Source organism: Homoserinimonas sp. A520 (assembly GCF_054489245.1).
Window position 1 is genome coordinate 1 of sequence record NZ_JBTMWX010000008.1, and the last position, 24,585, is coordinate 24,585.

Annotated in this window: 22 protein-coding genes and 1 tRNA gene; 19 read left to right on the plus strand and 4 right to left on the minus strand. The window is 65.1% G+C overall.

The genetic code is table 11. The features are described from left to right. Positions 1-429: 429 nt before the first annotated feature. Positions 430-972: a hypothetical protein gene (locus ACX3PH_RS14940; RefSeq protein ID WP_459093489.1), complete on the minus strand. Its 543-nt coding sequence runs from the start codon at positions 970-972 to the stop codon at positions 430-432. 203 nt (positions 973-1,175) lie between these two features. On the opposite strand from ACX3PH_RS14940, the gene ACX3PH_RS14945 reads away from it, so the two are divergent. Then, positions 1,176-1,592 (plus strand): hypothetical protein, encoded by a 417-nt coding sequence (locus ACX3PH_RS14945; protein WP_459093490.1) that lies wholly within the window; start codon positions 1,176-1,178, stop codon positions 1,590-1,592. 813 nt (positions 1,593-2,405) lie between these two features. Here the strand turns inward: ACX3PH_RS14945 and ACX3PH_RS14950 are convergent. Further along, positions 2,406-2,478, minus strand: a tRNA-Arg gene (locus tag ACX3PH_RS14950). A gap of 81 nt (positions 2,479-2,559) precedes the next feature. On the opposite strand from ACX3PH_RS14950, the gene mgtE reads away from it, so the two are divergent. Continuing rightward, positions 2,560-3,897: a magnesium transporter gene (gene mgtE / locus ACX3PH_RS14955; protein ID WP_459093491.1), complete on the plus strand. Its 1,338-nt coding sequence runs from the start codon at positions 2,560-2,562 to the stop codon at positions 3,895-3,897. A 3-nt stretch (positions 3,898-3,900) separates the two neighbouring features. Here mgtE and ACX3PH_RS14960 read toward each other — a convergent pair whose 3' ends face one another. Beyond that, complete coding sequence (locus ACX3PH_RS14960; protein ID WP_459093492.1) at positions 3,901-4,503, minus strand: hypothetical protein; 603 nt, start codon at positions 4,501-4,503, stop codon at positions 3,901-3,903. Positions 4,504-4,569: 66 nt separating this feature from the next. Here ACX3PH_RS14960 and argS point away from each other — a divergent pair, with 66 nt between their 5' ends. From argS to prmC, 9 genes are all read left to right on the plus strand, one after another. Beyond that, positions 4,570-6,219, plus strand: a complete 1,650-nt coding sequence (gene argS / locus ACX3PH_RS14965) for an arginine--tRNA ligase (RefSeq protein WP_459093493.1) — start codon at positions 4,570-4,572, stop codon at positions 6,217-6,219. Positions 6,220-6,221: 2 nt separating this feature from the next. Beyond that, entirely contained in the window at positions 6,222-6,938 is a 717-nt protein-coding gene (locus tag ACX3PH_RS14970) for an LmeA family phospholipid-binding protein (protein WP_459093494.1), read from the plus strand. Positions 6,939-7,059: 121 nt separating this feature from the next. Then, a complete protein-coding gene (gene lysA / locus ACX3PH_RS14975) occupies positions 7,060-8,490 on the plus strand; it encodes a diaminopimelate decarboxylase (protein WP_459093609.1) in 1,431 nt (476 codons plus the stop codon). Further along, positions 8,487-9,806, plus strand: a complete 1,320-nt coding sequence (locus ACX3PH_RS14980) for a homoserine dehydrogenase (protein WP_459093495.1) — start codon at positions 8,487-8,489, stop codon at positions 9,804-9,806. Before lysA ends, ACX3PH_RS14980 begins: the two co-directional genes overlap by 4 nt. Further along, positions 9,806-10,888, plus strand: coding sequence for a threonine synthase (thrC, locus tag ACX3PH_RS14985; RefSeq protein ID WP_459093496.1), 1,083 nt, complete (start codon positions 9,806-9,808; stop codon positions 10,886-10,888). The genes ACX3PH_RS14980 and thrC overlap by 1 nt, the downstream gene beginning before the upstream one ends. Next, entirely contained in the window at positions 10,885-11,832 is a 948-nt protein-coding gene (gene thrB / locus ACX3PH_RS14990; protein WP_459093497.1) for a homoserine kinase, read from the plus strand. Before thrC ends, thrB begins: the two co-directional genes overlap by 4 nt. Before the next feature lie 213 nt (positions 11,833-12,045). Next, positions 12,046-14,247 carry a transcription termination factor Rho gene (gene rho / locus ACX3PH_RS14995; RefSeq protein ID WP_459093610.1) on the plus strand — a complete coding sequence of 734 codons (2,202 nt, stop codon included), beginning with the start codon at positions 12,046-12,048 and terminating at the stop codon, positions 14,245-14,247. A 2-nt stretch (positions 14,248-14,249) separates the two neighbouring features. Further along, positions 14,250-15,329 (plus strand): peptide chain release factor 1, encoded by a 1,080-nt coding sequence (gene prfA, locus ACX3PH_RS15000; RefSeq protein WP_459093498.1) that lies wholly within the window; start codon positions 14,250-14,252, stop codon positions 15,327-15,329. A gap of 85 nt (positions 15,330-15,414) precedes the next feature. After that, positions 15,415-16,299: a peptide chain release factor N(5)-glutamine methyltransferase gene (prmC, locus tag ACX3PH_RS15005; RefSeq protein ID WP_459093499.1), complete on the plus strand. Its 885-nt coding sequence runs from the start codon at positions 15,415-15,417 to the stop codon at positions 16,297-16,299. Between the two features lie 114 nt (positions 16,300-16,413). Here prmC and ACX3PH_RS15010 read toward each other — a convergent pair whose 3' ends face one another. Next, the gene (locus ACX3PH_RS15010; RefSeq protein ID WP_459093500.1) at positions 16,414-17,790 is read right to left on the minus strand and encodes an L-serine ammonia-lyase; all 1,377 of its coding nucleotides are present in this window, start codon (positions 17,788-17,790) and stop codon (positions 16,414-16,416) included. Between the two features lie 161 nt (positions 17,791-17,951). Here ACX3PH_RS15010 and ACX3PH_RS15015 point away from each other — a divergent pair, with 161 nt between their 5' ends. From ACX3PH_RS15015 to atpA, 8 genes are all read left to right on the plus strand, one after another. Beyond that, positions 17,952-18,605: an L-threonylcarbamoyladenylate synthase gene (locus ACX3PH_RS15015; RefSeq protein ID WP_459093501.1), complete on the plus strand. Its 654-nt coding sequence runs from the start codon at positions 17,952-17,954 to the stop codon at positions 18,603-18,605. Beyond that, positions 18,602-19,831, plus strand: a complete 1,230-nt coding sequence (locus tag ACX3PH_RS15020) for an MraY family glycosyltransferase (protein ID WP_459093502.1) — start codon at positions 18,602-18,604, stop codon at positions 19,829-19,831. Before ACX3PH_RS15015 ends, ACX3PH_RS15020 begins: the two co-directional genes overlap by 4 nt. Further along, positions 19,828-20,265: a hypothetical protein gene (locus ACX3PH_RS15025; RefSeq protein WP_459093503.1), complete on the plus strand. Its 438-nt coding sequence runs from the start codon at positions 19,828-19,830 to the stop codon at positions 20,263-20,265. The genes ACX3PH_RS15020 and ACX3PH_RS15025 overlap by 4 nt, the downstream gene beginning before the upstream one ends. A gap of 94 nt (positions 20,266-20,359) precedes the next feature. After that, entirely contained in the window at positions 20,360-21,190 is an 831-nt protein-coding gene (gene atpB / locus ACX3PH_RS15030; protein WP_459093611.1) for a F0F1 ATP synthase subunit A, read from the plus strand. A 46-nt stretch (positions 21,191-21,236) separates the two neighbouring features. Continuing rightward, complete coding sequence (gene atpE / locus ACX3PH_RS15035) at positions 21,237-21,470, plus strand: ATP synthase F0 subunit C (protein WP_459093504.1); 234 nt, start codon at positions 21,237-21,239, stop codon at positions 21,468-21,470. Positions 21,471-21,479: 9 nt separating this feature from the next. Further along, positions 21,480-22,064: a F0F1 ATP synthase subunit B gene (locus ACX3PH_RS15040; protein WP_459093505.1), complete on the plus strand. Its 585-nt coding sequence runs from the start codon at positions 21,480-21,482 to the stop codon at positions 22,062-22,064. A 2-nt stretch (positions 22,065-22,066) separates the two neighbouring features. Then, positions 22,067-22,864, plus strand: a complete 798-nt coding sequence (locus tag ACX3PH_RS15045) for a F0F1 ATP synthase subunit delta (RefSeq protein WP_459093506.1) — start codon at positions 22,067-22,069, stop codon at positions 22,862-22,864. Positions 22,865-22,916: 52 nt separating this feature from the next. After that, the gene (gene atpA / locus ACX3PH_RS15050) at positions 22,917-24,554 is read left to right on the plus strand and encodes a F0F1 ATP synthase subunit alpha (protein WP_459093507.1); all 1,638 of its coding nucleotides are present in this window, start codon (positions 22,917-22,919) and stop codon (positions 24,552-24,554) included. Positions 24,555-24,585 lie beyond the last annotated feature (31 nt).

Here is a 24,585-nt window from a genome sequence, read left to right on the forward strand (position 1 = left end):
GCCATCCTGGTTCGGGACAACCTCTCCGAACTCGACGGGCTTGAACCACGACAGCCGATGAGGGCTGGTTGTCCGAACTACAAGGCAGAAGTCCGGAATAGCGGGTCACGCGACACAAGGTGTCGCGTGACCCGCGGGGTTCGGACAATTTGCCAATCTCGGACAACTGAAGAACCGGGGATTTGAAGCATCGCCCCTCTCGGAATCTTGCCAACCTACTTCGGACAAGGTCTTCCTAAGACTAGACAGCCTGCTTCTAGCGGCTTCGCTCGTCCCCCAGAACTGCATGAGAGCACTGATAGACGTTAAATCCGACTCAGACTTCTTCACCATCGCGGTGCAGGAACATCTGGATCTATCGACATGACCAATCAGAATTGCAGGCGACAAGGTCGTTCCTCCAGCGAGGTGGACCTACAGCGCAGAGCGTTACTTCCCCAGCATTCTGAGGATCAAGTCCTGCAGCCATGCAGGTTCAGGTTTTTCTCCTTCGAAAATATTCATAGTGGCCGCGTAGAGCGTGCCTAAGGGGTTGGCAGGCCAATCCGGATCCTCAAGTACTAGCAGCGTTTTGCCGTTGCGGTAGTCTCGCGCTTCCCCTTGATAGATGGCCCAGCGGGCATGGGGAGACTCGCTCAGAAGAACATCGGCCATGTAGGCGTGTACTTCGTCGATCAGCCGCAGCTGCTGTGCTGTGAACGGACCGTCCCCATCGGAGCCGGTACCGGCGGGCGGGAACTGAGGGTCCCACCAGACCGGCACGTCATTGTGGCCATCTTCCTTGCTTGCGAGCAACTGATCAACGAACCATTCGCCAAGCGGCTTGAGGCTTGCCAAGCTTCCATCGAGCCGTACCTCGGGCCGATTGCCTATTTTCTCCCGCAACCGATCGAGCGCGATTGGTAACTGCTGAAGGTAGCTTCGGTTGTACTCATCGATCTCCTCCGAGGAGGCGTACGTCAGGTACTTCATTTGCTCACGGTACAGCGTTGAGCAAAACTTTGAACGATGGATCAACGGTCACGCGTTGATCCCGTAGCGCGAATCTCGCTTCCACGCCTCGGCCCCTGAACGGTTGTAACGATCGGTTCTCCCACTTGTGTGAGCGGCTGTCATTGTTCAATGTAGGCGGAAGCGCCACACTTGCCGTATCGAGCGAAAGGCTGGTAGGTGAAATGGCACAGCAGTTTTCAGTGCTTCGAGGCCCATTCCATCGGTTTTTTGAAGGAGATCTCAGCAAGATTCCGGCCCTGAACGAGCGTCAGCTGAACAGACTTGCGTCCGAACTGGGGGTCCGTCTGTACGACTCCCAGGGCGACGAGGGCATCATGGATAGGGCCTCCGTATTTTGGGACTTCACAATCATGCGCACCGAGGACGGCAAGGCCCGCGTGCTGACCGGAGACTTACACATCCAATCTAATGCTGGCGCAGAACAGATCCGGGAAATCCTGAGCGATCTTGTGCGCTTGGCTCACAATCTAAAAGCCCGGTTGTGGCACGGCTTCGGAGCAGACGACGACGAATACGGAATCGTCACTCCGGAATACATCCAACTGCACGCTGCCGGCGACCCTCGGGCCACTTCGTAGGGCGGGCAAGCGGGTCCCCATGCTGCGCTGCATTGGTTCTCCGACCTCTTGCGGGACGGTGAAGCACGCACGTTCCACCTCGGCTTTGCCAGAGAGGCAGCGCCGTGATCGAATCCGCAACCTTCGTGATTAGTGCATGGCACCATGTCGTTGACTTCGTCATAGCGCCCTTTCCTCCGGCAGACCCGGTAGCTGCCCTGCAGGCGTCGATACGCGGCGACATGCACGAGTCTGCGCTGATGGTGCCGTTGGTTTTCACGGGCGTATATTCAGGTCCCATCTATTTGACTGTCGAGGTCCTCGACGCGAGGCCGGAGGCAACCGCGCCAGAGTGGGAAGACATCCACGAGTTGTCGCTGATGCTTCCGGAGGGACGTGCCTACTTCAACCGGTCGGCAAGCTTCGAGAGGAAGGACGTCGGGACCATCATGGGTGATGAGAAGGGCAGCTATCGTGCGCGACTCCACGCCAGCGGCCGGGACGTAGCATGGGACGGGGTTGTGGAATCGCCCGTTGAGCGGGCACCTCGTCCAGTTCTGGAAAGAACCGCAAGCACCCGTGTCAGTTCTTTCCTCGCAATCACAAAGCGGGAAAAGCCTGCCCCGGTTCATCGAGATGTGGCAGGAACCTGCCGCCGACATGAGTCCCACCGAACCTCGTCCCAAAACTCGCGAGCCTCGCGTTGTTCCAGTACTGCCCAGTGATCGACTCATGGACGCCCGCAACCGCGAACTTCCGTTGAGCGACGGATGAACGCCCAATTGTCCGAACTAGGTGGCAAAAGTCCAAACTAGGCGGTCACGTGACACAAGGTGCCCCCAGCAGGATTTGAACCTGCGGCCTTCTGCTCCGGAGGCAGACGCTCTATCCCCTGAGCTATGGGGGCCAGGAGTGCCTGAACAGGTTACCAGCACTGACCCGGCACAGTGGCCATTCACCCGGCTACCCTGTCACAGGGGAGGCTGCCATGGTCGCGGATGACGCACTCAAGATTCTCAGCGACAACTCCGGGCGCGATCTGCTCGCGCAGTCCCGGGCGCTGGAAGAACTTCGCACCAGCGAGATCGTGTCGCTGCTGGGGCGGGTGTCCGCCAAACGACGCGCGCTGCTCTTCCGGCTGTTGCCGAAGGCGCGGGCCTTTGCGGTCTTCGAGTCACTGGACGCCCGGCTCGCCTCCGCGCTCCTCACCGAACTCAAGGACGAACGGGTCGGCCAGCTGATCGAGCGCCTCGATCCGGATGATCGCGTGCTCCTGCTGGACGAGCTGCCCGCGAACGTGGCCGGCAGGCTCCTGCTGGGGCTCTCACCCCGAGAGCACGAGCTCACCGCTGCCCTGCTCGGGTACCCGGTCGGAAGCGTCGGGAGGCGCATGAGCCAGGAGTACGTCAAGGTGCTGGAGTCGATGACCGCCGGTGAGGCGCTCGACCACATTAGGGCGACCGGCGCTGAAGCGGAGACTATCTACTTCCTTCCGGTCGCCGGGGACAACCGGCAGGTGGTCGGCGCCATCGAGTTGCGGGATCTTCTCCTCGCCGAGCCGGCTGCCATCGTCGGCGACCTCATGCACGAGCCCATCCTGATCCGTGCCGACGACCCGGAAGAGGATGCCGCGCGCCTGGTCATCGAGGCGAACGTCATCGCCACCGCAGTAGTCGACTCTGAGGGCCTGCTGGTCGGCCTGTTCACTTTCGATGACGCGGCTGCGATCCTGGGGCGCGCCGAAGCTGAGGACGCCGCTCGCACCGGCGCATCCGAACCGCTGCGTCGTCCCTACCTGGCCGCACGAGTGCTGGACCTGGTGCGCTCCCGAGCTGTGTGGCTGCTGGTCCTGGTGGCGACGTCGACCCTCACTGTCGCGGTGCAGGACGTGTTCGCCCCCACACTGGAGAAGTCGCTCGCGCTCGCGTTGTTCATCCCGATGCTGATCGGCACCGGCGGGAACATCGGCTCTCAGGCAGCAACAACACTCACGCGGGCGCTCGCCCTCCACGAAGTACGGCCGCGGGATCTGGCACGCGTGGCATTCCGGGAACTCCGGGTTGGAGTGCTGCTCGGCGCCACCCTGGGACTCCTCGGCTGCATCCCGGCCGCAATCCTGGTCGGGCCGGAGATCGCGCTGGTGCTGCTCTTGACGGTGACGTGCATCGGCGCCGTGGCCGCCACAGCCGGTGGTGCTATCCCGCTTGCAGCACGCGCCGCGGGGGTGGACCCGGCGATCGTGTCCGCACCGTTCATCAGCACGCTGGTCGACGCATCCGGCCTGGTGATCTACTTCCTGATCGCGCGGGCCGTGCTCGGCATCTGACCGCTAGCCCGCCAATGCAGCCAATGCGGCTTCCACCAGCGGCTTCGGCTCGGCTACCTCGTAGAACGCGGCGGACGTAGCGACCACCCAATACGGCCCGTCGAAGACCTGGGCCACGCCGACACCACCGGATGTCGTGAAATAGGCGGCGTCGCCGATCCCCGAGACAGCGGTACTCCCAGCAGCCACGTCTGCCTCGACGGTTGCCAGGTCATCTGCCGCCAGTTGGGCGACCGCGACGACGAAGGTCACCCCACTCGTCTGGTTCACCCAGTTGCAGGCAACACCCTGGTTCGCCACGATGGTGGCGACATCCGTATTGGCGGGCGCCGTGAACGCCGGCTGGTGACCGTAGTTCGGGTTGTAGTCGTACACGGCCTGCGGCGACACCAGCTCGTTGCAGTCGATCGTCACCGGCGTAGAGCTGAAGCCATCCGCCGGCACCTCGGTTACCGCCGGTTCTGGTGTATCCGCTGGTGGCGTGGGCCGCTCGTACTCGGCCGGACCAGAGGAATCAACGGGTTCCGGCGCTCCCTGCGGGACGCACCCCGAGAGCCCCAGGACCAGGACGGCGGCAACGGTGAGGGTGGCGGGGAGTGAACGCATGGGGTCCATCCTTGCCGATTATCGGCAGGGTCCGGATGCCGAAACGCCTCCCGGTAGAATTCTGAAGTGACTCCAGCCGAACTTTCCGCCGCAATCCTCCGCATCGTGGCCCCCGCGGTCGCAGCCCGTGACGACTCGATCACCATAGCCATCGACGACGTGCTGCTGGAGCGGCCCAAGAACCGCGACCACGGCGACTGGGCCTCCAACATCGCGATGAAGCTTGCCGGTCGCCTCGGGATCAACCCGCGCGAGCTCGCCGCTGAGTTCGCTGAAGGCATCCGCACCATCGATGCCGTCGCATCCGTCGACGTCGCGGGCCCCGGTTTCATCAACATCACGCTGGATGCCGCTGCGGCAGGTGCCGTCGCGAAGGCGATCGTGGAGGCTGGCGACAGCTACGGCAACAACGACGCACTCGCCGGCCAGACCATCAACCTCGAGTTCGTGTCCGCGAACCCGACCGGGCCGCTGCACATCGGGCACACCCGCTGGGCCGCCCTCGGCGATTCGATCGCCCGCGTGCTGACCGCATCCGGTGCCCGCATGGTCAGCGAGTTCTACATCAACGACGCCGGCAACCAGATGGACAACTTCGGAGCATCCATCACCGCGGCGCTGAAGGGGGAGCCGACCCCCGAGAACGGCTACCCGGGCCAGTACATCGCCGACCTGGCCGCGAAGGTCAGCGAACTGCACCCGAACATCCTGGAACTGCCGGCGGATGACGCACTCGCCATCGCGCGCGAAACCGGCTACCAGCTTCAACTGGCCGAGATCCGTGAATCCCTTGAGCGGTTCAACGTGAACTTCCACGTCTGGTTCAGCGAGCGCAGCCTGCACGAAGGCGATCCCAGCCCGGTGCAGTCCGCCGTCAAACGGTTGCGTGCACAGGGCCACGTCTACGACAAGGACGGTGCGGTCTGGGTTCGCACCACCGAATTCGGCGACGACAAAGACCGGGTGATCCGCCGCGCCAACGGCGTCTACACCTACTTCGCCTCGGACGCCGCCTATTACCTGGACAAGGGCGACCGCGGCTTCGCGCACAAGATCTACCTGCTCGGCGCCGACCACCACGGCTACGTGCACCGCCTCAAGGCGCTCGCCGGTGCTGCCGGGGATGACCCGGAAACCGACGTCGAGATTCTCATCGGGCAGCTGGTGAGCATCAACGGGGCGCGCCTGTCGAAGCGCGCCGGAAACGTCATCGAGCTGAACGACCTGCGGGAGTGGCTGGGCACGGATGCCCTGCGCTACTCGCTCGGACGCTACCCGGCGGACTCTCCCCTCACCCTCGACCCCGAACTGCTGCGCAAGCGCACCAACGACAACCCGGTCTTCTACGTGCAGTACGCTCACGCGCGCACCCATTCGGTCTCGAAGAATGCGGCGTCGCTCGGCGTTGACCGTTCGGTGTTCGTCCCTGAACAGCTCACCCACGAGACCGAGAACAACCTGGTAGGCATCCTGGCCGGGTTCCCGCGCGTCGTCGCCCAGGCGGCGGAGCTGCGCGAACCGCATCGGATCGCCCGTTACAGCGAAGAGCTCGCTGCCGCCTACCACCGCTGGTACGACGTCTGCCGCGTTACGCCACTGGGTGACGAGGCGGTCAGCGACCTGCACCGCACCCGACTGTGGGTCAACGACGCCACCGGTCAGGTGCTGAGGAACGGTCTCCGCCTGCTCGGCGTCAGTGCACCGGAGCGGATGTGACTGTGAGCGAAAGGGCCGGCGGCAGAAGCGGCAGTGCTGTCGACGACGGTGACTTCGGCGGACTGTTCGTCGAGTCGGACGTGCGAGTGTCGCGCAAGCGACGTGGTGTGACCGCGATAGTCGTCGTCGTGATCCTCGCCATCCTGGCGGGTATAGCGGTCTGGGCGGACGGTGCGGCCAGGGCTGCTGCGGAAGACGTGGTCGCATCGGAGCTTGCAGACCGTCTTCCGGCTAGCGCCGGGCCCACGCAGGCGACGATCGGCGGATTTGCCTTCTTACCGCAGTTCTTCTCCGGCACCCTGGACGAACTCGACGTATCGTTCTCGCTCGACGCGGAATCCATCCTCGCGCTCGCCGGCGGAACTGACGCGGCGTCAGGGTTGCAGTTCGCCGACGGTGTCATGACCAAGGTGGGCACGGTTGCGTTCCTCGGACTCGAGATCGGGTACACGGTCACACTGGAACCCAGCGTCGAGGGAGGAGCGATCGTGCTGACACCGACCGCGGTCGAAGCGAACGCCGATAACGCCTCAGTCGACCTCAGCCAGCTCATCGACCTGAGTGCGCTCACCGTCCGTGCCTGTGCCGCCAGCCGCCTGCCGGAAAGCCTGGACCTGACCAGCGTCGAGGTTGTCGGCTCCGAGCTGCACTTCGCGGTGTCCGGCCAGGAGGTTCCGGTCAACCTGTCCGAGCTGCGCACGCGCGGCAGCTGCGAATAACCCCGCCCCAGCTAACCCGGGCACGGCTCCAGCCCATACAATTCATAGGGTCAGGAACCACGCCCGGTTCACCACAACAAACCGCGACAGCTTCGAGGTTCCCCTTTTGTCCGAAGACTTGCTGCACGGCAACCCCCTTGCCCCCCAGTGGCTTCAGGTTCCGTCGGACCCGAACGCGTTGGCACCGGCTGTGTGGTCACGGAACGCCGCCCGCAACGGGGTGGGCGCGATCGACGTCGCCGGCGTTTCGGCAGTCGAGCTGGCCAGGCAGTTCGGCACGCCGCTCTACGTCATCGACGAAGCGGATGCCCGTGCCCGCGCCCTTCACGCTCGCACCGCGTTCGACCGGGAGTTCGCCCGCGTCGGCAGCGCCGCCCGCGTCTACTACGCGGGTAAGGCGTTCCTCTCATCCGAGGTCGCCCGCTGGGTGACTGAGGCGGGACTGCACCTGGATGTCGCCAGCGGGGGAGAGCTGGCCGTCGCCCTGGCCGCCGGTGTGGACCCGAGCCTGATCGGGCTTCACGGCAACAACAAGTCGGTCGCCGAGATCGACCGCGCCGTGGCATCCGGTGTCGGCGTGATCATCATCGACAGCCTCATCGAGATCGAGCGGATCGCGGATGCCGCACGGCACCATGGCAGGCACCAGCCCGTTCGCCTCCGGGTCAACAGCGGCGTGCACGCCCACACCCACGAATACCTGGCCACCGCGCGGGAAGACCAGAAGTTCGGGATCGCGCTGACGGATGCCCCGGATGCGGTGGCGATCATCCGCGCCCACAGCGAACTGGAATTCCTCGGGCTCCACTGCCACATCGGCTCCCAGATCTTCGAGACCGACGGATTCGCCGAGTCGGCCAGGCGGCTCATGGCCGTGCACGCCCAACTTCTGCAGGACGGGCCGGTTCCGGAGCTCAACCTGGGCGGTGGTTTCGGTATCGCCTACACGAACTCTGATGCGGCCCTGTCTTTCGACGAGATCGCCGCAGCCCTGGCGAACATGGTCGCGGCCGAGGCCGAGCGCCTCGGCGTGCCGGTGCCGGTCGTCGCCGTGGAACCCGGCCGGGCGATCATCGGCCCCGCCGGTTTCACGCTGTACGAAGTCGGCACCATCAAGGACGTGCTCGTCGATGGCTCGGCCGTCAGGCGGTATGTCAGCATCGACGGCGGCATGAGCGACAACGCCCGAACCGCCCTCTACGGCGCCGACTACTCGGCGCGCATCGCCAACCGGGTGTCGGATGCCGCACCTGCCTTGTCGCGCGTGGTCGGCAAGCACTGCGAGAGCGGCGACATTGTGGTCGACGCCGAGTACCTGCCGGCCGACGTCACACCAGGCGACCTGCTGGCAGTCCCGGCGACCGGTGCGTACTGCTTCTCCCTGGCGAGCAACTACAACTACCTCACCCGGCCCGCGGTCGTCGCGGTCCGCGACGGATCCGCTCGCGTGATCGTGCGCGGCGAGACCGAATCCGACCTGCTGGCCCGCGACGCCGGCATCCAGCTGGTCGAGCTTGTCGAGACCCCAACCCCGAACGGAATGACCACATGATCGAGTACCGGAACCTGCGAATCGCCGTCTTGGGAGCAGGTGCGGTCGGCGCTCAGGTGGTGCGCCTGCTGCTCGAGCAGGGTGACGACCTTGCCGGTCGCGCCGGTGCCGGGCTGGAGCTGGTCGGCGTCGCGGTGCGCAACCTCGACGCGCCCCGCACCGCGGACATCCCGCGCGACCTGCTGACCACCGACGCCGAGTCGCTGATCCTCGGAGCCGACGTGGTCATCGAACTGATGGGCGGCATCGAGCCGGCCCGCAGCCACATCCTGCAGGCGCTCAACTCCGGGGCGGATGTCATCACCGCCAACAAGGCGCTCATCGCCACCCACGGCCCTGAACTGTTCGCGGCCGCCGAGCAGGTCGGCGCGCAGATCTACTACGAGGCAGCAGTTGCCGGTGCCATTCCGATCATCCGCCCGCTGCGTGACAGCCTGGCCGGCGACCGGGTCAAGCGCATCCTCGGCATCGTCAACGGCACGACCAACTTCATTCTTGACCGGATGGACTCGGAGGGCGACAGCATGGAGGCCGCACTGGCTGCTGCGACCGAGCTCGGCTATGCCGAGGCCGACCCGACCGCAGACGTGGAGGGCTATGACGCCGCGCAGAAGGCGGCCATCCTCGCCAGTCTGGCGTTCCACACGACCGTGCCGATCGAGAGCGTCCACCGGGAGGGAATCACCTCGGTGACGGCCGACCAGGTCGCGGCCGCCCGCAGCGCCGGTTACGTCATCAAGCTCCTCGCCATCTGCGAGCGGCTGACGGATGCGAGCGGCACCGAGGGCGTGAGCGCGCGGGTGTACCCGGCGCTGGTTCCCCGCTCCCACCCGCTCGGCAACGTGCGTGAGGCGAAGAATGCGGTGTTCATCGAGGCGGAATCGGCTGGCGACCTGATGTTCTACGGCGCGGGCGCCGGCGGCAAGGAGACCGCATCCGCGGTTCTCGGCGACCTGGTCTCCGCCGCCCGTCGTCACGTGGTCGGTGGCCCAGGCGTCGCAGAGTCGACCCATGCCAACCTGGCAGTACTCCCGATCTCCAGCGTCACCACGCGCTACCAGATCACCCTCGAGGTGATCGACCAGCCCGGAGTGCTCTCCCGCATCGCCGCGCTGTTCAGCGACCATGGGGTCTCGGTGGAGACGGTGGCGCAATCGGTTCGCCCGGTCGGTCGTGGAGAGGCCGCGGCCACCGCTACCCTTGTAATCGGTACTCACGAGGCATCCGAAGCAGACCTGTCGGCCACAGTCGAAGGTCTCGAGCGCAACGACGTTGTCAGCTCTATCACTTCTGTTTTGCGAGTGGAAGGTTTGTAATGGCCCACCAGTGGCGCGGAGTCCTCCGCGAGTATGCCGATCGTCTCGATGTGACGGATGCCACGCCGATCGTCTCGCTGGGGGAGGGCGGCACACCGCTCATCCCGGCACCCGCGCTGTCCGCGCGCACCGGCGCGAAGGTCTTCGTCAAGTACGAGGGCATGAACCCGACCGGGTCGTTCAAGGATCGTGGCATGACCATGGCGGTGTCGAAAGCCGTAGAGGCCGGTGCCCGCGCGGTCATCTGCGCGTCGACCGGAAACACCTCGGCATCGGCCGCCGCCTACGCCACCCACGCCGGCATCACTTCTGCCGTCCTGGTGCCGGAAGGCAAGATCGCGATGGGCAAGCTGGCTCAGGCCATCGCCCACAACGCACAATTGCTGCAGGTGCAGGGCAACTTCGACGACTGCCTCGAGATCGCCCGCGAGCTGGCGGACAACTACCCGGTGCACCTGGTCAACTCGGTCAACAATGACCGCATCGAGGGGCAGAAGACGGCGGCATTCGAGGTCGTCGAAGTGTTGGATGACGCACCGGACTTCCACATCGTGCCGGTCGGGAACGCGGGCAACTACAGCGCATACTTCCGCGGTTACAGCGAAGAACTCGAGCGCGGACGCACCACCAGGCTGCCACGGATGTTCGGATTCCAGGCCGAGGGCAGCGCACCGATCGTACTGGGCCACATCGTCACCGAGCCCGACACCATCGCCAGCGCCATCCGCATCGGAAACCCGGCATCCTGGCAGTTGGCGATCCAGGCACATGAGACCAGCAATGGCTACTTCGGCGCCATCTCCGACAAGCTGATCCTGGAAGCACACCGCATCCTCTCCGCCGAGGTCGGCATCTTCGTGGAGCCGGCCTCCGCGATCAGCGTCGCCGGCCTCCTGGAGCGGTCGGCTGCAGGCGAGATTCCGCAGGGAGCGACCGTCGTGCTCACCGTCACCGGGCACGGGTTGAAAGACCCGCAGTGGGCGTTGCGTACAGCAGACGGCTCCGACGTCACGCCGACGATCGTGCCGGTCGACACGGACGAGATCGCCGGCGTGCTCGGCTTGGCGAAGAACAGCGCATGACCACCACCGTTTCGTCGCTCATTGGGCGAACGGTCACGGTGAAAGTCCCGGCAACCACAGCCAACCTCGGTCCAGGGTTCGACACCCTAGGCCTCGCGCTCTCCTTGTACGACGAGCTGACCGTGACGGTTCGCGAACAGCCGGGCGTCCTGGTTCGGGTGAGCGGTGTCGGCGAGGGTGAGGTGCCGACCGACGAGACCAACCTCGTCGTGCAGTCGATCGGAGCCACACTGGCCAGGTTCGGCCAGGAGCTCCCCGGCCTCGACGTCGTGGCCACCAATTCGATTCCGCATGGGCGGGGACTCGGGTCATCCGGTGCCGCCATCGTCTCCGGCGTCATGGCGGCCAAGGGCCTCCTCGACGGCATCGTGGAGTTGGATGCCGAAACGCTGCTCGCGATCGCCAGCGAACTCGAGGGGCATCCAGACAACGTCGCCCCGGCCCTGTTCGGTGGGCTCACCATCGTGTGGACAGCGGATGATCGGCCACAGCACAAGAAGCTGATGGTGCACCGTGGTGTCTCACCACTGATCTGCGTGCCGGAGAGCACGATGTCGACCGCTCTCGCCAGGAGCCTGCGCCCGGCATCCGTCCCGCACGAGGATGCGATCTTCAATGTCTCGCGCTCGGCACTGCTGATAGCGGCACTCATCCAGAGCCCGGAACTGCTGCACGCGGCGACCGAGGACAAACTGCACCAGAGCTACCGGGCCAGCGCCATGCCCGATACGGCTGCCCTGATCGACGAGTTGCGGTCGGCCGGTCACGCCGCGGTGGTTTCCGGCTCAGGGCCGTCCATCCTGGTGCTGTGCAGCGACCCTGCCCAGCGCCTGCAGGCGGCCGAAATGGTGCGGCAACACACCGCAGCGCGCTGGCAACCGCTCATGCTGGCCGTCGACTTCAAAGGTGCTACAGTGAATTTGCACCCAGCCGAATCCGGCTAGTCGCGGCCAGCGGGCAACAGCCAACTGGCCAGGCCCAGGGTTGCACAATCACTAGCATCGCCTCATCTGTCGCTTACCCTGCGCATCCGCACAGACCAGTAGCCGCGATGGGCGTCTAGCTCTCCGACAAATCCCCCCGCGCGTTCATTGTTCACGCTGGCGGAAAGCTCGGAGAAAGGAATCCTCTTAGTGACTGATCCCACTGCTCGTGCCATGAGGCCGAGTTCACGCGCCGAACTGGCTGCCCTGCGCCTTCCTGAGCTTCAGGCTCTGGCTGCAGAACGCGGTATCACCGGCGCATCCAAACTTCGTAAAGGAGACCTCGTGAACGCAATCGACGAGAACCAGAACACCCCGACGGATGGCGCAGCAAGCGCCGCCGATTCAGCAGGCACCACCACCACTGCAGACCCGCAGCAGGCTCCGGCAGCATCCGCTGCGCCGGCCACGAAGCGTGCACCGCGCCGCGCCACGGCGACCGCTGGTGTCGTGACCACGACAGTGCAGCCGACGAAGGCCCAGCCTGCCGAGTCGGCACAGCCTGTCGAGTCAGCGCAGCCGTCCGAGGCGGCTCAGTCGCCTGCACCGGCACAGGCGCCGGCCGGCGACGAGCCGGCAGCGACCGATACCGCCGACGCTGCGCCCAAGCGCACCCGCAAGGTCGCGCCGAAGCGGGCCGCAGAGCACGCCAACGGTGGCGAGACCGCCGCCCCGACCCCGGTTGCCGCCAGCGGCTCGGAGTCTGCCGACGACACAGCCGGCCAGGCAGCGTCGTTGAACGAAGCCAAGCACGACGACGCCAAGCAGGGCATCAAGCAGGGCACCAAGCAGGGGGCCGGCCAGGACAAGCGCGATTCGGCGAAGAAAGACTCGAAGCAGGCCAAGCACGACGACCAGGTCTCCGATGAGGCCGGCTCGCGCGACTTGTCCGAAGATGACGGTGCTAACCAGAACGGCGACAGCCACGGCGATGAGGACGGTTCCGATCGTCCTTCGCGCAACTCCCGTGGACGCGGCCGTGGCCGCAACGGTGGCGACCGCCAGAAGTCGGATGGCGACGACCAGCAGGGCGAGGGCGGCCGTCAGCGTCGTCAGCAGGGTGACCGTCAGCAGGCTGATCGCCAGCAGGGTGACCGTGACCGCCAGGGTGACCGTGACCGCCAGGATGGCGACGAGCGCGGAGGCCGCGGACGCTACCGCGACCGCAAGCGGCGCGGCCAGGGCGGCGGCGACGAGTTCGAGCCGGAGATCACCGAAGATGACGTGCTCATCCCGGTGGCCGGCATCCTCGACGTCCTCGACAACTACGCCTTCGTGCGCACCAGTGGCTACCTGCCCGGAAACAACGATGTCTACGTCTCGCTCGGCCAGGTCAAGAAGTACAACCTGCGCAAGGGTGACGCCGTCGTCGGCGCCATCCGCCAGCCGCGCGACAACGAGAACAGCGGTCGCCAGAAGTACAACGCGATCGTCAAGATCGACTCGATCAACGGACTCCCAATCGAGCAGGCCGGTGAGCGGGTCGAATTCGGCAAGCTCACACCGCTCTACCCGTCGGAGCGCCTGCGCCTCGAGACCGAGCACCAGAAGCTGACCACCCGCATCATCGACCTGGTGTCGCCGATCGGCAAGGGCCAGCGCGGACTCATCGTGTCGCCCCCGAAGGCGGGCAAGACGCTCGTGCTGCAGGCGATCGCCAACGCCATCGCCAAGAACAACCCCGAGGTGCACCTCATGGTCGTGCTGGTGGATGAGCGTCCAGAAGAAGTCACGGACATGCAGCGCACCGTCAAGGGTGAGGTCATCGCATCCACCTTCGACCGTCCGGCAGAAGACCACACCATGGTCGCCGAGCTCGCCATCGAGCGTGCCAAGCGCCTCGTCGAGCTCGGCCACGACGTTGTCGTGCTGCTCGACTCGATCACCCGACTGGGGCGTGCATACAACCTGGTCGCGCCGGCATCCGGTCGCATCCTCTCCGGTGGCGTCGACTCTGCGGCCCTCTACCCGCCGAAGCGTTTCTTCGGTGCCGCGCGCAACATCGAAGACGGTGGCTCGCTCACCATCCTCGCCACCGCGCTGGTCGAGACCGGCTCCAAGATGGACGAGGTCATCTTCGAGGAGTTCAAGGGCACCGGCAACATGGAGCTACGCCTGTCGCGCCAGCTGGCCGACAAGCGCATCTTCCCTGCCGTGGACGTGAACGCATCCGGAACCCGCCGCGAGGAGATGCTCATGGGCGTCGACGAGGTCAAGGTCACCTGGAAGCTGCGGCGCGCACTTGCCGGCCTCGAGCAGCAGCAGGCGCTCGAGATCGTTCTCGGCAAGCTCAAGGAGACCAACTCCAACGTCGAGTTCCTCATGCAGATCCAGAAGTCCCTCCCGGGCGCCGCGAGCGCGGGCAAGGACGACTAACCGTGTTCGAGTCAGTAGCGGTGCTGCTGGCCGAGCATGAGGATCTGCAGACGCAGCTGTCGGATCCCGCCGTTCACGCGGACGCGGCCAGGGCCAAGAAGATCAACCGGCGGTATGCCGAACTGAGCCAGATCAAGGCAGCGCACGAGCATTGGCTGCAGGCGGCCGACGACCTCGCGGCAGCGCGGGAACTGGCGAAGGAGGACGACGCTTTCGCCGCCGAGATCCCGGCCATGGAAGAGTTGCTGGTGACTACGCAGGAGAAACTGCGCCGCCTGCTCATCCCGCGTGACCCAGACGACGGTCGCGACGTGATCATGGAGATCAAGGGTGGCGAGGGCGGCGCCGAGAGTGCGTTGTTCGCCGCCGACCTGCTGCGCATGTACCTGCACTACGCGGAGTCGAAGGGGTGGAAGACGGAACTGCTGGAGCGCACCGAGAGTGACCTCGGTGGCTACAAGGATGTTCAGGTCGCGATCAAGTCGAACGCCTCTGACCCCTCGCAGGGCGTGTGGGCGCACCTCAAGTACGAGGGCGGCGTTCACCGTGTGCAACGGGTGCCTGCCACGGAGTCGCAGGGGCGTATCCACACCTCCACCACTGGCGTTCTGGTGTTTCCCGAAGTGGACGCCCCGGAGGAGGTCGAGATCAGTCAGAACGACCTGAAGATCGACGTCTACCGCTCCAGCGGTCCCGGTGGGCAATCAGTCAACACCACGGACTCCGCCGTGCGGATCACCCACCTTCCGACCGGCATCGTCGTCGCCATGCAGAACGAGAAGAGCCAGCTGCAGAACCGTGAAGCCGGCATGCGGGTCCTCCGTGCGCGCATCCTGGCCAAGCAGCAGGAAGACCAGGCGGCCCTCGACAGCGTCGCGCGCAAGAGCCAGATCCGCACCATGGACCGGTCCGAGCGCATCCGCACCTACAACTTCCCGGAGAACCGCATCGCGGACCACCGCACCGGGTACAAGGCGTACAACCTCGACACCGTGATGGACGGCGCTCTTGAGCCGGTCATCCAGTCGTGTATCCAGTTCGATGAGGAAGCACGCCTGGCCGACATCGGCGATCAGTCCTGACCGAGCATCGGTCAGGCAACTCAGGCTGGTCGATCCGAAAGGCTGGTCGAGCTTGTCGAGACCCGCGGCCAAGGAGAATCAGCCTGTGACTACCACCATCGCCGTACTCCGCACCGAGGCGCTCGAGCAGCTCGCCATCGCCGGCATCGAATCCGCTGACGTTGATGCCGAGCTGCTGATCGGCCACGCGCTGGGCGTCAGTCGCGGCGAGGTGCAGGCGAAAGCGGTGACCGGGGCGGCCGTCTCCGCTGAGGACGCAGCGAACATCCGGATGCTGGTGGCCCGTCGCGAGGCACGCGAACCGCTGCAGCACATCACCGGGCGTGCGCCGTTCCGCAACCTCGAACTGGCGGTCGGTCCCGGCGTCTTCGTGCCCCGGCCCGAGACCGAGCAGGTCGTGCAGTTCGCGATCGATGCGCTGTGGGCGATCCCGTCCGAGCATCCGATCGCTGTCGACCTCGGTTCTGGCAGCGGGGCGATCGCGTTGGCCATGGCGACGGAGGTTCCGCACTCCGTTGTCTACGCAGCGGAGAACTCCCCGGAGGCGTTCCCGTGGACGTCCAGAAACTTCGAGGAGACCGGCGCAGTGAACGCACACCTCGTGTTCGCCGACCTTGCGGATGCCTTCCCAGAACTCGATGGAACCGTCGACGTTGTCATCTCCAACCCTCCCTACATTCCGGCGGAGGCGATTCCGCGCGACCCGGAGGTTCGACTGTTCGATCCGGAGCACGCCCTCTACGGGGGAGCCGATGGTCTGGATGCTGTGCGCAAGGTGTCACAGACCGGACTCCGACTCCTGCACAGCGGTGGCACCCTGGTGATCGAGCATGGCGAGCTTCAGGCCGCGGAAATCGCCGCACTGCTGCGCGCCGACGGCTGGGCTGCCGTCGCTTCACACCGCGACCTGCTCGGTCGCGACCGCGCAACGACCGCCCTCCGCCGAGCCGCGACTCCCTCGCAGCGTTGAGTCGATCTGCCGCTCGTGCCAAGGAGGGAAAACGTCACCGACCTGGGAAAAAGTTCCCTCTTTCGCTGAGGTCTTCGCAAAAGAGCCCTCAATTGCGCCAGGCGAAAGAGCGACTCAGCACTCGACGACGTTGACGGCGAGTCCGCCCTCGCTGGTCTCCTTGTATTTGGTCATCATGTCCACCCCGGTCTGGCGCATGGTCTCGATGACCATATCGAGGGAGACGATGTGGGTCCCGTCGCCGTGCAGTGCGAGCCTTGCCGCCGATACCGCAGTGGAGGATGCGATCGCGTTCCGTTCGATGCAGGGGATCTGGACGAGTCCGCTGACCGGGTCGCAGGTCAGCCCCAGGTGGTGCTCCATGGCGATTTCGGCGGCATTCTCGACCTGCTCAGGCGTTCCGCCGAGCACCGCACAGAGGCCGGCGGATGCCATCGCGCAGGCGGAGCCGACCTCGGCCTGACATCCGCCCTCCGCACCGGAAATCGAGGCGTTCGCCTTGGCCAGCGACCCGATTGCAACAGCGGTGAGCAGGTAGTTGCGGATGCCTTCCGCGTCTGCCCCTGGAACGAACCGAAGGTAATAGTGGCCGACAGCGGGGATGATCCCGGCGGCCCCATTGGTGGGTGCGGTGACGACTCGCCCGCCCGCGGCGTTTTCCTCATTGACCGCCAGCGCGAACGCGTGGAGCCACTCGGTGGAAGTGTCCCGTTCGCGCTGCGGCAGCTTGTCGTAGAGGTCCAGGGTGGCGCGCACCGCGCCGGCCCGCCGTTTAACCCCGAGTCCGCCCGGGAGTGTGCCGTCGGCATTCAGCCCGGTCTCGACACAGGTGTGCATGGCCGCCCAGATGGCGTCCAGCCCGGCGTTCAGCTTCTCGGCGCCGTGGACGGCTTCCTCGTTCGCCCTGGCGATACCGCTGATGCTCAGTCCGGTCTCGCGGCAGAGCGCGAGCAGTTCGGCACCGGAAGAATAGGGGTAGGGCTGGGAGATGGGCGACTCGGTGGTGGTGGGGTCCCCGTCGCGGCGGATGAAGCCGCCTCCGATGGAGTAATAGGTCTCCTCGTAGATGGGGAGCGCATCCGACTCGCTCCAGGCCGACAAGGTCAGGGCGTTGGGGTGGCCCGGCAGCCGGGTGCGCGGGACGAGCGACACGTCGTCCTTGCTGATGGCGATTTCGTGGACTCCGGCGATCTTGAGGGTGGCGCCCTCCGCGAGGTTCACCCACGCTCCTCGCACGTCATCCGGTTCGCAACTTTCGGGGCGGAATCCGGCGAGGCCGGCCAGCACGGCATCCGGGGTGCCATGCCCCAGCCCGGTCGCGCCCAGGGAACCGTAGAGGGAGCAGGTGACTCGCGTTACGGACTGGAGGTTGCCGGTGGCGACCAGGTTCTCGGCAAACGCTCGCGCCGCCCTCATCGGGCCCACCGTGTGGGAGCTGGATGGACCGATCCCGATGGAGAACAGGTCGAGGGCAGAGACATACGCGGTCATGGCTGTATCGTACGGCGGCTGCCATTGCGGTTTTCTTGCTGGGATGGCGGTTTCTTGCGTGACGACCGATTTTCCGCCGTTTATCGTCCGTGCCTTCGACACTGGCAACGCCCGCGGGCTCAGGGTCGCGTTCTCGGCGGCCAAGTAGGATGGCTACCGACATGGCGACCATTCACGACTGCTCGAACCCCGACGAGCTCCTCACCGGCATGCGGCTCGCCAGAGTGGCGATCGGTCGCGGGGAGCTCGTGGTACTGCCGACCGACACGGTCTACGGTGTTGCAGCCGACGCCTTCAACCCGGCCGCTGTCCAGCGCCTTCTCGACGCGAAGGGGCGCACCAGGCAGTCCCCGCCGCCGGTGCTGATTCCGGGCATTCCGACCCTGGATGCCCTGGCCAGCGAGGTGCCGGACCAGGTGCGTGCCCTGGTTGCCGCGTTCTGGCCGGGCGGCCTGACGGTCATCCTCCCCGCCAGGGACTCGTTGCAATGGGACCTCGGCGAGACCGGTGGCACGGTGGCGTTGCGGATGCCCGACAATCGTGTCGCGCTCGAACTGCTCTCGGAGACCGGCCCGCTCGCCGTCTCCTCCGCCAACCTCACCGGCGAGCTGGCTGCAACGACCGCCGCAGCGGCGCAGGCGATGCTGGGCGACTCCGTCGCCGTCTACCTCGACGGCGGTGCCGGGGGAGCGGCCGGCTCGACCATCATCGACGCGACCGGCCTGCTCAAGGAGGGTGGCGAGCTGACGATCGTGCGCCACGGCGTCATCTCGGACGAAGCCATTTCGGAGGTCATCGGCAGGGCGGACGAATGAGAATCGTCTTCTACGCGCTCGCCGGCGGAATCTCCGCCATCGTGACCTTCAGCCTTGCCATCGCCATCTACAAGCTGAGCAACCGGTACCGCCTCTACCCCAAGATCCGGGAACGCGACGTCCACACCAGCCCGACTCCGAGGCTGGGTGGAGTGGCGATGTTCCTCGGCATCCTGGTCGCGTTCGGTGTGGCGTCCCAGCTCCCGCAATTCCAAGTGGTCTTCGCCAACCCTGGTCCGGTCCTGGCCATCCTGGCTTCCGCGGCACTGATCGTGATCATCGGTGTGGCCGACGACCTCTGGGACCTCGACTGGCTCACCAAGCTCACCGGCCAGATTCTCGCTGCGGGCATCCTCGCCTGGCAGGGCGTTCAGCTCGTGACGGTGCCCATCGGCGGAGTCACCGTGGTGCCCCCGGTGATCGGCCTCGTGGTGACGGTGTTCGCGGTCGTGCTGGTGATGAACGCGGTCAACTTCATCGACGGCCTCGACGGCCTCGTCGCCGGTGTCGCGATCATCGCCAACATCGTGTTCTTCGTCTACTGCTACATCCTCACCACCAGCATCGGCGAGTCGGAGTACTTCAACATCGCATCCCTGATCACCGCGGTCCTGATTGGTGCGTGCGTCGGCTTCCTGCCGCTCAACTGGCATCCGGCGAAGATCTTCATGGGGGACGCCGGCGCCCTACTCGTCGGGCTCATGATGGCAGCGTCGGCGATCTCGGTGACCGGGTCAGTCGACCCATTCACCCTCGTCTCTTCGCGGCAGCTGCTTCCCGCGTTCATCCCGATCCTCCTGCCACTGGCGATCCTGGTGATGCCGCTGCTCGACTTCTCCCTGGCGGTCAGCCGCCGACTGCGTGCAGGCAAGTCGCCGTTCTCCGCCGACCGCAAGCACCTCCACCATCGCCTGCTTGACATGGGCCACACCCACTTCCAGGCGGTACTCATCTTCTATAGCTGGACGGCCGTCTTCGCTATCGGCACCCTGCTGTTCGTGTTCGTCCCGAACGTCCACAACGGGGTGGCGATCGGCTTCATCGCCGTCGGGTTCATTGTCAGTGCCTGGTTCACCGTCGCACCGATGACCAAGCGCAAACGGCAGGAACTCGACGTCCAGTCGATGAGTGCCGACCAGCCTGGTTCGATGATCGCCGCCCAGCTCGACCCACTGGATGCCGCATCCGCGAATTCCCCAACACCTTCCCACAAGGAGAGCCCATGACCGCCGCCCCCATCCTGAAGAAGGTGCTCCTCTACGGCGCCATCCTCGCCGTCGCCATTGCCGTGATCGGTTCGATCGTCGGCTACGTGACCGTCGGACCGGTCGGGATCTCCAGCGCATTGATCGGCACCGTGATGGCGGTCGTCTTCCTCGCCATCACCGCGCTGAGCATCCTGGTGGCGGGGAAGTACAGCCTGGGGGCCTTCTTCGGCATCGTCATGGGTGCCTGGTTGCTCAAGTTCGTGCTGTTCCTCGTGCTCATCTTCATCCTCAAAGACCAGCCGTGGCTCAACGCCCAGGTCATGTTCCTGAGCATCGTCGCAGCAGTCGTCGGGACGCTCGTCGTTGACGTCGTGGTCGTGGCCAGGTCGCGGATGTCGTACGTCAGCGACATCGAACTGCCGGGCGACGACAAGCCGGCCCAGCGGGGCTGACGACCGTTCATGGGCGCCGAAATCTCTTGATAGAGTTTCTAACGGACATCCCACCCATTCTCTCGCCGCGTGGTTGCACGCCCCGATCTTGGAGATAGAGCTGCTAGTAAACGCTCTCACCGCATTGATCCCGTTCGCCACCGATGGCGGTCACGAGGATGGTGGCTTCCACCCACCCACGATCATGGAGTTCTTCCCCGACGTGGTGCTCTTCGACGGCACGATCTTCGCCATGAACCGCATCATGATGATGCGCTTGCTGGTCGCCGTCCTCATCTGCGTGCTCTTCTGGCTCGGCACCCGCAAGATGACCCTGGTGCCCGGCCGCGGCCAGTCTCTGGTGGAGATGGGGCTCTCCTTCGTGCGCAAGAGCATCGCTCACGACCTGCTGGGTGAAAAAACCGGCGACCGCTTCCTGCCGGTCCTGACGACCATTTTCTTCATGGTACTTGGGATGAACCTCACCGGAATCATCCCGGGATTGAACATTGCCGGTACATCCGTCATCGGCATTCCCCTGCTCCTGGCCGTGATCGCCTATGGCGTGTTCATCTACGCGGGCCTCAAGCAGAACCCGAAGGCGTTCATCCGCAACTCCCTGGTCCCGCCCGGGGTTCCCAAAGCCCTGATGCCGCTGATCGCCGTGATCGAATTCATCTCGACCTTCATCCTGCGACCGATTACGCTCACCCTTCGACTTTTGATGAACATGGTGGTCGGACACCTCCTGCTGGTGCTGTTCTTCGCTGCCACGCAGTTCTTCATCTTCACAGCGGGGGGCTGGTATTCCCTCTTCGGCATCGGCACCTTCGCCTTCGGCCTGGCATTCACGTTGTTCGAGATCCTGATCATCGTGCTGCAGGCATACATCTTCACCCTTCTCACTGCCGTCTACATTCAGTTGGCAGTGCTCGAAGAACACTAGATCCGGCACCCGTCGAATCTGCTCATTACGGAAGGAAACACCCAACGTGGATGTAACTAACATCGCTGAACTGTCCGGCAATATCGCGACGGTCGGTTACGGTCTCGCCGCTGTCGGCCCCGGTATCGGTATCGGCATCGTCGTCGGCAAGACCATCGAGTCCGTCGCACGCCAGCCAGAACTGCAGGGTCGCCTCACGGTGCTCATGTACATCGGTATCGCCTTTACCGAGGCGCTGGCGTTCATCGGCATCGCGACGTACTTCATCTTCACCAACTAAGGAATCTCTATGCTTCACGCACTGATTCACGCCGCAGCCGAAGGGGAGGCGGCGCCCAACCCGCTGTTCCCTGCGGCCTATGACATCTTCTGGTCGGCGATCTGCTTCCTGCTGATCCTCGGCGTCTTCTGGTGGAAGGTGCTGCCGGCGCTGAAGAAGCTGCTGGATGAGCGTGCCGAGGTCATCGAGGGCGGCATCGCCAGGGCTGAGAACGCCCAGGCCGAGGCCGCCGAGCAACTGGAGAAGTACAACGAACTCCTCAAGGAAGCTCGCTCCGAAGCAGGCAAGATCCGCGAGCAGGCGCGCCTTGACGGCACCAAGATCCTGAGCGAACTGAAAGAGCAGGCATCCGCTGAGGCTGCCCGCATCACCTCGTCAGCAGTTGCGCAGATCGAGGCGGAACGTCAGGCAGCCCTCGTCTCCCTCCGAGCCGAAGTGGGCAGTCTTGCTCTCGACCTCGCCTCCGGCGTGATCGGGCAGAGCCTGTCCGACGACAAGAAGGCATCGAAGCTCGTTGACAGCTTCCTGGCCGACCTTGAGTCGTCCGACAGGCGTGCAGTGAGTTCATCCTCGACGAGCAAGGTGAGCAAGTAGTAATGGGATCAACGACCAGGGACGCTCTTGCCGCGTCGAAAGCGGCTCTGGCCGCGATCAGCGGCACGGTAGATCTGGCCATCGCGGAACAACTCCTGTCCGCCGGTCGCATCATCGGGGACTCCAGCCAGCTCCAATCGGTCCTGAGCGACCCGGCCACCGAGCCAGACACGAAGGTCGCTGCGTTGAAGGCCGTCTTCGGATCGTCCATCAGCTCACCGGTTTTCGGGATTCTCGGCACGGTGGCGGCAAACCGCTGGTCGTCAGAGGATGACCTGCTGGCCGGCATCGAGGAACTCGGACTGCGTGCGGCGGCGGACTCCGCCGAGGCGGGCACCGACATCGAGGGCGAGCTCTTCGCGTTCGGCAAGACGGTCGCCTCCAGCGCGGAACTCGAGTTGGCCATCAGCAGCAAGCTCGGCGACGCGACCTCCAAGGTCACGTTGATCGACCGCTTGCTCTCGGGCAAGGTGTCCCCGCAGTCGTTGACCATCCTGCGCCACCTGGTACGCCAGCCCCGAGGCCGTCGCATCAACTCGCTGGTGCGCAACGCAGCGGCAATCGTGGCGGACCAGACCGGTCACGCCATCGCCACCGTCACCACGGCAACGCCCATTGCTGCAGATCAGCTCGCACGGCTGCAGTCCGGCCTCTCGGCCAGCTACGGCCGTCAGCTGAGGGTCAACCTGGTCGTGGACCCGTCCCTGGTCGGCGGCGTCCGTGTGCAGATCGGTGACGACGTCATCGACGGCAGCGTCGCATCCAGGCTCAAGGAACTCAGACTTCAACTCGCTGGCTAACAGCGCCACATCCGTCGGTGCTGGATTGCACCGCGAAGACAAGGAAACGCAAATGGCAGACGTAACGATCAGCCCGGACGAGATCCGCGATGCTCTGAAGGACTTCGTCAAGTCCTACGACCCCACCAAGGCAACCAAGACCGAGGTCGGGTATGTGGTGGATGCCGCGGACGGCATCGCCCACGTCGAGGGCCTTCCCGGCGTGATGGCCAACGAGCTCATCAAGTTCGCCGACGGCACGCTGGGCCTCGCCCTGAGCCTCGACGAGAGCGAGATCGGTGTCGTCATCCTCGGTGAGTTCAGCGGCGTCGAGGCCGGCCAGGAAGTCACCCGCACCGGTGAGGTTCTCTCCGTGCCGGTCGGCGACAGCTACCTGGGCCGCGTGGTCGACCCGCTCGGCAACCCGATCGACGGCCTCGGCGAGATCAAGACCACCGAGCGCCGTGCGCTCGAGCTCCAGGCCCCGGGCGTCATGGCCCGCAAGTCGGTGCACGAGCCGATGCAGACCGGCATCAAGGCGATCGACGCGATGATCCCGATCGGCCGCGGACAGCGCCAGCTGATCATCGGTGACCGCCAGACCGGAAAGACCGCCCTGGCGATCGACACGATCATCAACCAGAAGGCCAACTGGGAGTCAGGCGACACCAACAAGCAGGTTCGCTGCATCTACGTCGCCATCGGCCAGAAGGGCTCGACGATCGCCGCCGTCCGCGGTGCGCTCGAGGCCGCAGGCGCCATGGAGTACACCACAATCGTCGCCTCGCCGGCCTCCGACCCGGCCGGCTTCAAGTACCTCGCTCCGTACACCGGTTCGGCCATCGGCCAGCACTGGATGTACGACAGCAAGCACGTGCTCATCGTCTTCGATGACCTGTCCAAGCAGGCCGAGGCCTACCGTGCCGTGTCGTTGCTGCTGCGTCGTCCGCCGGGCCGTGAAGCCTACCCGGGTGACGTCTTCTACCTGCACTCCCGCCTGCTCGAGCGTTGCGCCAAGCTGTCCGACGAGCTCGGTGCCGGGTCGATGACCGGCCTGCCGCTCATCGAGACCAAGGCGAACGACGTGTCCGCCTACATCCCGACCAACGTGATCTCGATCACCGACGGCCAGATCTTCCTCCAGTCCGACCTGTTCAACGCCAACCAGCGTCCAGCGGTCGACGTGGGAATCTCGGTTTCCCGTGTCGGTGGTGACGCGCAGGTGAAGTCGATCAAGAAGGTCTCCGGAACCCTGAAGCTCGAGTTGGCCCAGTATCGCTCGCTGCAGGCGTTCGCGCTGTTCGCGTCCGACCTGGATGCGGCCAGCCGCCGCCAGCTTGCACGCGGTGAGCGACTCACCGAGCTGCTCCGCCAGCCGCAGTACTCGCCGTATCCGGTCGAAGACCAGGTCGTCGCCATCTGGGCCGGCACCAACGGCAAGCTGGATGAGGTTCCGGTGGAAGACATCCTGCGTTTCGAGCGCGAGCTGCTCGACTACCTGGGTCGCAACACCAAGGTGCTCGACACGCTGCGTGAGACGAACGTCCTCACCGACGAGACCGTCGCCGACCTGGATGCCGCCGTCGACAAGTTCAAGCTGGAGTTCCAGACCGGTGAGGGCAAGCCGCTTGCCTCAGCCGGCAAGGAGGTCTTCGAAGAGCTTGAAGAAGAAGACGTCAACCAGGAGCGCATCGTCAAGGGCAAGCGCTAAGCGCTGACCGCAGAACCAGGACAGAGAGAGA

What these genes read in the sequence shown, in the direction of transcription:
- ACX3PH_RS14940 (WP_459093489.1), bottom strand. Translation starts at nt 972, where the DNA reads ATGAAGTACCTGACGTACGCCTCCTCGGAGGAGATCGATGAGTACAAC.
- ACX3PH_RS14945 (WP_459093490.1), top strand. Translation starts at nt 1,176, where the DNA reads ATGGCACAGCAGTTTTCAGTGCTTCGAGGCCCATTCCATCGGTTTTTT.
- mgtE (WP_459093491.1), top strand. Translation starts at nt 2,560, where the DNA reads ATGGTCGCGGATGACGCACTCAAGATTCTCAGCGACAACTCCGGGCGC.
- ACX3PH_RS14960 (WP_459093492.1), bottom strand. Translation starts at nt 4,503, where the DNA reads ATGCGTTCACTCCCCGCCACCCTCACCGTTGCCGCCGTCCTGGTCCTG.
- ACX3PH_RS14980 (WP_459093495.1), top strand. Translation starts at nt 8,487, where the DNA reads ATGATCGAGTACCGGAACCTGCGAATCGCCGTCTTGGGAGCAGGTGCG.
- thrC (WP_459093496.1), top strand. Translation starts at nt 9,806, where the DNA reads ATGGCCCACCAGTGGCGCGGAGTCCTCCGCGAGTATGCCGATCGTCTC.
- thrB (WP_459093497.1), top strand. Translation starts at nt 10,885, where the DNA reads ATGACCACCACCGTTTCGTCGCTCATTGGGCGAACGGTCACGGTGAAA.
- rho (WP_459093610.1), top strand. Translation starts at nt 12,046, where the DNA reads ATGAGGCCGAGTTCACGCGCCGAACTGGCTGCCCTGCGCCTTCCTGAG.
- ACX3PH_RS15010 (WP_459093500.1), bottom strand. Translation starts at nt 17,790, where the DNA reads ATGACCGCGTATGTCTCTGCCCTCGACCTGTTCTCCATCGGGATCGGT.
- ACX3PH_RS15015 (WP_459093501.1), top strand. Translation starts at nt 17,952, where the DNA reads ATGGCGACCATTCACGACTGCTCGAACCCCGACGAGCTCCTCACCGGC.
- ACX3PH_RS15020 (WP_459093502.1), top strand. Translation starts at nt 18,602, where the DNA reads ATGAGAATCGTCTTCTACGCGCTCGCCGGCGGAATCTCCGCCATCGTG.
- ACX3PH_RS15025 (WP_459093503.1), top strand. Translation starts at nt 19,828, where the DNA reads ATGACCGCCGCCCCCATCCTGAAGAAGGTGCTCCTCTACGGCGCCATC.
- ACX3PH_RS15040 (WP_459093505.1), top strand. Translation starts at nt 21,480, where the DNA reads ATGCTTCACGCACTGATTCACGCCGCAGCCGAAGGGGAGGCGGCGCCC.
- ACX3PH_RS15045 (WP_459093506.1), top strand. Translation starts at nt 22,067, where the DNA reads ATGGGATCAACGACCAGGGACGCTCTTGCCGCGTCGAAAGCGGCTCTG.
- atpA (WP_459093507.1), top strand. Translation starts at nt 22,917, where the DNA reads ATGGCAGACGTAACGATCAGCCCGGACGAGATCCGCGATGCTCTGAAG.